Origin of the sequence: Bradyrhizobium sp. (genome assembly GCF_019242285.1) — a bacterium.
Lineage (GTDB): Bacteria > Pseudomonadota > Alphaproteobacteria > Rhizobiales > Xanthobacteraceae > Bradyrhizobium.
In genome coordinates, this window is sequence record NZ_JAFAVV010000775.1 from 1 (window position 1) to 2,640 (window position 2,640).

The 2,640-nt window shown below is 65.8% G+C and carries 2 protein-coding genes; one reads left to right on the plus strand and one right to left on the minus strand.

What is annotated here, in order from left to right; all coding sequences use genetic code 11:
• Positions 1-277: 277 nt before the first annotated feature.
• Positions 278-1,339 carry a hypothetical protein gene (locus JOY90_RS31550; RefSeq protein WP_291695004.1) on the minus strand — a complete coding sequence of 354 codons (1,062 nt, stop codon included), beginning with the start codon at positions 1,337-1,339 and terminating at the stop codon, positions 278-280.
• Between the two features lie 147 nt (positions 1,340-1,486).
• On the opposite strand from JOY90_RS31550, the gene JOY90_RS31555 reads away from it, so the two are divergent.
• The gene (locus tag JOY90_RS31555) at positions 1,487-2,440 is read left to right on the plus strand and encodes a dihydrodipicolinate synthase family protein (protein WP_291695005.1); all 954 of its coding nucleotides are present in this window, start codon (positions 1,487-1,489) and stop codon (positions 2,438-2,440) included.
• Positions 2,441-2,640: the final 200 nt, after the last annotated feature.

Genomic DNA, 2,640 nt, shown 5'->3' on the forward strand with positions numbered 1-2,640 from the left:
TGCCGGAACCGGTTGGCGCGGCGATCAGCACGTGCCGGCCGGCCTGAAACGCCGGCCAAGCCTGCGCCTGCGCGGCCGTGGGCGCGGCAAAGCTGCGCTCAAACCAGGCCGCAACAGCGGGGTGAAACAAACCACGTGGTGTCATAGAACCAGGGTATGGGCTGCGGCATGATCGCGTGCCCGCGGCGATGCCGTGCCCGACATATTGGGTTTCTCGCCGACCCAATCAATCCACCTGTACGGCGAGGCCGCTCCCGCCAGCGCCAGCGGATCGCAGTTACTTCGCTACCAGCGTGGTGATCCGCTTGGGCACTTCGCCCACCGGAACAACGGCTTTGACCGTCATCCTCTCGGTATCGATGGCGGTGACGGATTTGATGCCGGCATTGGAGATATAGATCGTCTTGCTGTTTGGCGTGAACGTGACCCAGTTCGGAACCGAGGAGATCGGGCCGTGGCCGGCGAGCTTCAGCGCCGGCAAGGCGACCTCGCCGATAAGCTTGAGGTCGGCCAGCGAATAGACGAACACCGCATTGTTGGGGATGCTGGTGACCCAGAGCGTCCTGCCGTCGGGCGCCACCCCGATGCCATGCGAAGGCGACGTCGCGCGTCCGGCATCGGTCTCGAACTCGGCTGCTGTCTCCGGCAGCTTGATCCTGGCCACCTCCTTGCGCGCGGCGAAATCCACCACCGCGAACCCGTTGGTGTCGGAGAGTTGCACGAAAATGCGCTTGGTCGAGCCGTCGGGCCCGGCTTCGATCGTCATCGGGCGCACGCCCAGGTCGAACGGCAGCTCCCAGACCGGGACCTCGCGCTCGAGGTCGATAACGGTCAAAAGCTTGCCCGGAATCGAGCCGGCAATGAGGTACTTGCCGTCGGGCGTCACGTAAATGTTGTGCAGCCGGCCCTTGACCAGGATACTCTTGGTCCGAGTCAAGGTGTTCGCGTCGATAACGTCGACCGCGCCGCTCCCGCGCGCGATCGCGACCAGAATGCGATCCCCGGTCTTGGTCACCGCGATATTGTTGGGGTGATTGCTCAGCGGCACTTTCTTGATCAACGCGCCGCTGCTGCGGTCGAACACGTCAAGCGTGCTGTCGGCCTCGTTGCTGACGTAGACCCGCGTGCCGTCGGGAGAGGGCGCAATCCCGTGGGCGGCCTCGATGCCCTTGATCTCCTGCACGACCTTGTTGGTCGCGGGATCGATGACGTGGATGCTATCGCCGGCGCTGTTGGTGACATAGATGAACGCCGCGCCCTCCGCGCCCGCCCACGCCGGCAGCGGAAGCAGCGCCAACATCAACCACAGATGCCTGATGACTCGACGACAAGCGGCCATGGCGATCTCCTCGGCTCTTCGCGTTGAGGCAGGGTACGCTTAGCCCCCGGTAAACATCAAGGCAGCCCTCCCGTCGCGGTGGGACTTCGGCCTCGCCCGCGTGCTATAGGGTCGAGGTCGTCGCAGGCGAAAGCCAAGGAGTCGAAGATGCCCCGTCACGCCCGCTACATACCCCACGGCGTCATTCCGGCCGTGCTGCTGCCCTTCAACGACGATCTCTCGATCGATGAGAAGAGCTTTCGGGCGCATTTGCGCGACGTCGCGGGAACCAAAGGGATCTCCGCCATCACCATCAACGCGCATTCGACCGAGGTCGGTTCGCTGAGTTTCGACGAGCAGCGGCGGGTCCTCGCCGTCGCGCAGGACGAGATCGGCGAGCGGCTGCCGCTGGTGAACGGGATTTGGGCGGACGGCAGCATCGAGGCCGCCAGAATCGCCCGCATGGCCGCTGAGGGTGGCGCCTCCGCGCTGCTGGTCTTCCCGCCGGGGCCGTTCACGCTGGGTCAATCGCCGGCCATGGCGCTGGCGCATTTCAAGCGCATCGCGGACGCGACCGACCTCCCTCTGATCGTGTTCCAATATCCGCTCGCCACCGGCCAGGGCTACCCGTGCGACACGCTGCTCAAGATGGTGGACGAGGTGGCGAGCATCCGCGCCATTAAGGACTGGGCCGGGAATGTGGCACAGCACGAGATGCACATTCGCACGTTGCAGAACCTGCCGCGGCCGGTGAACGTGCTCAGTACCCACAGCGCCTGGCTGTTGAGCTCGCTCGTGCTGGGCTGCAACGGGCTCCTCTCCGGCAGTGGCAGCGTGATCGCGGATTTGCAGGCGCAGCTGTTCCACGCGGTGAAGGCGAACGATCTCGCCGAGGCGCGCCGCCTCAATGACCGCATCTATCCGCTGGCCCGGGTGTTCTACGCCGACCCCTGGGCGGACATGCACAACCGCATGAAGGAAGCGCTGGTGCTGCTCGGCCGGCTGCCGCGGGCGGTGGTGCGCCCGCCCCTGGTCAAGCTCTCCGCCGCCGAGATCGAGCGCATCCGCGCCGCCTTGGTGGAGGCCGGCCTCATGCGCGCGAAGGCGCGCGACGCGGCCTAAGGTCCAGGCGCAGAGGAGCAAGAGAATGAGCCGCGGAACGACCCCAACCGGCAATCGGGGGATCGCGTGGCAGAACGTGCTGACCGTGCTGAGCGCGGCGATTCTGATCGGCGCCGAGGTGTTCGGCGCTGCGTTTGCCGGCGGCTGGGCGGTGGCCAGCTATTTGGATCTCGGGCCCTACGGCGTGCATATCATGCAGG